Source organism: Neorhizobium sp. BETTINA12A (assembly GCF_023006485.1).
GTDB lineage: Bacteria > Pseudomonadota > Alphaproteobacteria > Rhizobiales > Rhizobiaceae > Neorhizobium.
Genome location: NZ_JALBGW010000247.1, coordinates 1 through 4,841 on the forward strand (window position 1 = coordinate 1; position 4,841 = coordinate 4,841).

Annotated in this window: 4 protein-coding genes and 2 pseudogenes; 1 reads left to right on the forward strand and 5 read right to left on the reverse strand. The window is 64.2% G+C overall.

The genetic code is table 11. From position 1 onward, the window contains the following. Positions 1–257: pseudogene (locus MOV61_RS28370) on the reverse strand (hypothetical protein); the annotation flags it as partial. Between the two features lie 155 nt (positions 258–412). Between MOV61_RS28370 and MOV61_RS30380 the strand changes: the two are divergent. Beyond that, on the forward strand, positions 413–541 hold the full coding sequence (locus tag MOV61_RS30380; RefSeq protein WP_258719024.1) for a hypothetical protein: 129 nt from the start codon (positions 413–415) through the stop codon (positions 539–541). A 28-nt stretch (positions 542–569) separates the two neighbouring features. Here MOV61_RS30380 and MOV61_RS28375 read toward each other — a convergent pair whose 3' ends face one another. The 4 genes and pseudogenes from MOV61_RS28375 to MOV61_RS28390 all read right to left on the reverse strand — a co-directional run. Further along, positions 570–1,763, reverse strand: a complete 1,194-nt coding sequence (locus MOV61_RS28375) for a terminase large subunit domain-containing protein (protein WP_247138980.1) — start codon at positions 1,761–1,763, stop codon at positions 570–572. 274 nt (positions 1,764–2,037) lie between these two features. Further along, positions 2,038–2,748: a hypothetical protein gene (locus MOV61_RS28380; RefSeq protein WP_065814767.1), complete on the reverse strand. Its 711-nt coding sequence runs from the start codon at positions 2,746–2,748 to the stop codon at positions 2,038–2,040. Between the two features lie 273 nt (positions 2,749–3,021). Next, positions 3,022–4,482: a protein adenylyltransferase SelO gene (locus tag MOV61_RS28385; RefSeq protein WP_408962444.1), complete on the reverse strand. Its 1,461-nt coding sequence runs from the start codon at positions 4,480–4,482 to the stop codon at positions 3,022–3,024. Between the two features lie 97 nt (positions 4,483–4,579). Continuing rightward, positions 4,580–4,841, reverse strand: a pseudogene (locus MOV61_RS28390) (MFS transporter); the annotation flags it as partial.

Genomic DNA, 4,841 nt, shown 5'->3' on the forward strand with positions numbered 1-4,841 from the left:
GCAAAAGCCTCGTCCAGCCGCGCGATCGCCGACCTGTCGCTGGCCGCCAGGGTCTCGCGGACGGGCTGCATCGTGGCAACCGTCTCGTGAAAGGCGGTGGCCAGCACATAGGCGAGCGGCTGCGCCTCATCCTGGCCGACCCTTGCCTGCCAGCCATCGAGAATCGCCGTCAGCCCCTCCACCTGACCGGCAGCGAGCCGGCCTTTGAAGAGCTTTGTCCGCACGAAATCAAAGAAGGCATACCGGTTGTGAGCCATCTGGTGCCTACTCCCATACCGCGTCGCAGGGTTTCAATCGGTTTAGAAAAACTAAATCGTTTTAAGCCTTTAGGCGGCAGTTTACTTTTTTCTAACGGTATGGAACCAACGGCGTCACACGACGTTCTTGTCGGCTTTCTAAACAACAGGAGATCATGATGATGCAGCAGCCCGCACCGGCCGCCCCTTCCAAGCCGATCCCGCAGCATGTCGTCGAGCGGATCGAATCCGAGTGGAAGCAGATGCGCGAAAGCGCCCAGCCAAAGCCGGTCACCCCGCGCTGATCATCATCACCTGAGCGGCGAGCCGCGCTCAAACACCGCGCACGCGCGGCTCCCCATGACCTTCCAGCATCAGCGCCGTCAGCGCCCAGACCAGCGCATCGAGCCGGTCGGGCGAACGGCCTGAAGACAGACCGTCCGGGCCGAAGTCACACATCTGATCTTCAAGCTCGGCAAACCGCCCGGCATGCGCCACCCGCCCCTGTTCGTAGAGGGCAGCAACAGGTTCGGCGCGCAGGAATTTTCCGCGCGTCGCCCTGACCATAGTCACCGGCAGCGCCGCATCGACGCTTTTCAGCATCGCCGTCACCATCTCGCCGCCCTGGTTCACCTCGGCCACCACCCGGTCCGCCTGGAAGCGCGCATAAGCGCGCGCCACCGCGTTCGCCCAGCCCGCCGGGGTTTTGCCTTCGACCGAACAATCGGCCAGCACCACTGCCCGGCCGCTCGCTTCCAAGCCGGCGACGACGATGCCGCAGCAGGAATGATCGCCCGAACCCGAAGGCGGGTCGACCGCGACCACGATGCGCCTGAGCGCACCGGTAAAGCGGATCGTGAAGGCCTCGAGGTCGGCGCGTTTCCACAGCGCGTCCTCGCGGTCCTCGATCAGCTCGCCGGCCAGTTCCTGCCGTCCGAGCCTCGTTCCTCCATACCGCGCCTCCAGCGCCGAAATGAAGCCGGGTGAAAGGTTGCCGGCATTGGCCTGGGTCGAGATCCGCACAAGTTGCGTGCCGGGATCGGCGATCAGCCGTTTCAGGATCGGCACCGGCCGCGGCGTGGTCGTCACCAGCTGGCGCGGATCGGCCCCGAGCCGCAGCCCGAACTGCAGCATGTCGAAGGTTTCCTCCGCATGCCGCCACTTGGCGAGCTCGTCGCACCAGGCGAAATGAAACTGTGGGCCGCGCAGGCTCTCCGGGTCTTCCGAGGAAAAGATCTGCGCGATCGCCCCGTTCGGCCAGACCAGCCTCCGGCGCGAAATCTCGAAACCCGGCCGGTTCTTCCGCGCGATCCGGCAGATGCCGGAAACCCCGTCGATCATCACCTCGCGGGCATCGCCCAGCGTTTCCGCCACCAGCGCTATCCTGAGATCCGACCTGCTGCCGGCCGAGGCGAGCCCATGGATCCATTCCGCGCCTGCCCGCGTCTTGCCCGAGCCGCGCCCACCCATGATCAACCAGGTGTGCCAATCGCCGGCCGGCGGCTTTTGGTCGGGACGGCCCTTTATATCCCAGTCGCGTTCATGATCGAGCGTGAAGCCAGATAGAGACGTGTCGGGCTCGTCATTCCGCTCCAGAGCGTGCTCGCTTCCAGGAGCAGACCCGTGCGGCAGACCGATCTCCCCCCTTGAGGGGGAGATGCCCGGCAGGGCAGAGGGGGGTGCTGCGGCACATTCTTCGACAGTTGAGTTCGCGGCGCCACCCCCCTCTGTCACCTTCGGTGACATCTCCCCCTCAAGGGGGGAGATCAGAGGGCGTTTGCCGCGCCCGGCGTTTCCTTGCTCAATCACGCTTCTCAAGGCCGTGCTTTTCACAACGGCTTCGCAATATTCCTCCCGCGCAGCCGTGATCGTCCGCAGACCCCGGTTCAACCCCGACGCCCCCTTTGAGGCTTTGACCGCGATCTTCTCCTGCGCTCGCAGCAAGGTCCGTTGGCTCGGAGGACGCGTGTCCAAACCTCTCCAAAACGAGGGGCGGCGGTCCATCCCGCTTCCATGCTTCGAAAAGCCGATAGGCGTTTTCATTGGCGCGATCCTCGATCATTTTCAGGAAGCGGACCTTGGCCTCCTCATACCCACCCTCGTCCGCATCGCGCTCGGCGGCCTCGTCGCGGTCGCGGGCGAGCTGGCGTTGCAGGCTGTCGACCTTTTCGAGCGTGCGGACGATCAGAGACATGGCGTCGGTCGCGGCCTTCACGTCGGCACGCGCCAGTTTCTGGGCGGCGTCGTCGCCATCTGTGAGCGCCGCCTCCGCCGCGGTCCGCATCCGCCGGAAGGTCGAAAACTGGTCGCGCATTTCGACGGTCATCTCGTTCAACAGCCGCCGCAGCTCCTCGCCCGGAGAGAATGCGCCCTCGGCCGACTTGATCTCCAGCAGCACGCCGCGCACGGCGTCCGAAAGCACGGAATCGTCCATGACGACCGCGTCGCCATAGACGGGCGCCTCCGTCCAGAGCCCGAAAAGCGCCGGATCGAACGTCTCGAATTCATCCATCTGGGATATCCCCGGGGCCGAAATAGGAGCCAAAATTTCGGCGCAGAAAATCCCGCCGCCCCCGTTTCCGGTCACCGCGCGTCCCCACTGCCGATTGTCGAGATAAAAAGAAGGCCCGGCTTTGGGACCGGGCCAATTTGACTGGAAGTCTTGCCACCGGCCGCCCGAAGGCCACTTGCCGGCGCAATTCTTCGACTGTGCCTAGAACCTACCAAACAACCGTCACGCCGTCAAGGACTATTTTCCTAATTAGCAAAAATTAATTTACAGGTGTCACGTCCCGCAGAACGTCTGCGTCACCCGCTCCTCAGGCTTCGGCGGCTGCATGTAGCTCACGAATTCCGGCCGCTCTTCGAAAGGTTTTTCCAAGGCCTCCAGCAACCGTTCGAAGAAGCTGAAGTCGCCGTAATTGGCGGCCGAAAGGGCTTCCTGGACCTTGTGATTGCGGGGGATAACCGCCGGGTTGACGGCGCGCAGTCCTGCCGCCAGTTCGCCGACCGGCCGTGCTTCAGTGGTCAACCGCGCGCGCCAGTCGGCGAGCCAGGTCTGCGCCTTGTCGGGATCGGCAAAACACCTGAGGAACGCCTCTTGCCCGCCCTCCGCCGCATCGGCAAGCCGCCGGAAGGCCAGCGTAAAATCCGCCTGCCCCTCGTGCATGGTTGCCAGCAGCGCCTGGATCAGGTCGCCATCGCCATCCGCCTCGGTCGCAAGGCCGATCTTCGCGCGGAAAACGCCGATCCACTCTTTCTGGAATCGCTCGCCAAAGGCCTTCAGCACGGCGTTCGCCGCGTCCACGGCCTTTTCCTCGTCCTCGTCCAGCAGCGGCAGAAGGCATTCCGCCAGCCGCGCGATGTTCCACTGGCCGATGCCCGGCTGGTTGCGATAGGCATAACGACCGCCCTGGTCGATCGAGGAGAACACCTTCATCGGGTCGTATTCGTCGAGGAAGGCGCAAGGCCCGAAATCGATCGTCTCGCCCGAAATCGTCATGTTGTCGGTGTTCATCACCCCATGGATGAAGCCGATACCCATCCAGCGGGCGATCAGATCCGCCTGCCGCGCCGCTACACCCTGCAGCAGCGCCAGATAGGGGTTTTTCGCCGTTTTCAGCTCCGGATAGTGCCGCTCGATGACGTAGTCGGCGAGCAATTTGATCCCGTCATTGTCACCGCGGGCGGCAAAGAACTGGAAGGTGCCGATCCGCACGTGGCTTGCCGCGACGCGCACGAACACCGCTCCCTGCTCCACCGTCTCGCGATAGACCTGTTCGCCGGTCGCGACAGCCGCCAAGGCCCGCGTTGCCGGCACACCGAGTGCGTTCATCGCCTCGGAGACGATATATTCGCGCAGCACCGGTCCCAAAGCCGCGCGTCCGTCGCCTCTGCGGGAATAAGGCGTCGGTCCGGCGCCCTTCAGCTGGATGTCGCGGCGTTTGCCGTTGCGGTCGACGACCTCGCCCAGCAATATCGCCCGCCCGTCGCCCAGCTGCGGCACAAAATTGCCGAACTGGTGGCCGGCATAAGCCATGGCGATCGGCATGGCGCCGGGCGGCACGACATTGCCGGCAAGGATCGCCGCCAGCCGGGCGGGATCGGAAAAATCTGCCTCGACGCCCAGTTCTTCTGCCAGTTCCGCGTTGAATTTCAGAAGCTTCGGCCCCTCCACCGGCTCAGGATAGACGGAGGCGAAAAACCTGTCCGGCAGGCGGGCGTAGGAATTGTCGAACTGGAACACGGGAAGGTCTCCTTTGGCCGCCGGGATGCGGCGACCTTTTCCTCAAATATGGGAAATCTGTCCCGCCGAACAAGCGAAATGCGCTTTTGTTGCGCCCTCAAGCCTTGGTAAGCCGCACGCCGAAGCCGAGGAGGAAGGTCAGCAGCGCACCGGCCGCCGCAGTCCCGTAGAGCCACAGCGCCGGCCCGCCGGTATTGCCGTTCTCCAGCGCCGAAACCAGGCCGGTCGCGCTTGCGATCATCCCGGCGATCCCAGCGCCGATCGCATAACCGGCGGTCGAAATCGTCGGCAGCAAGGCACTTGCGAGATCGCGCTCCTGCCTTGCTGCCGCTTCCATCGCCGCCTGGTTGACGCTTGCC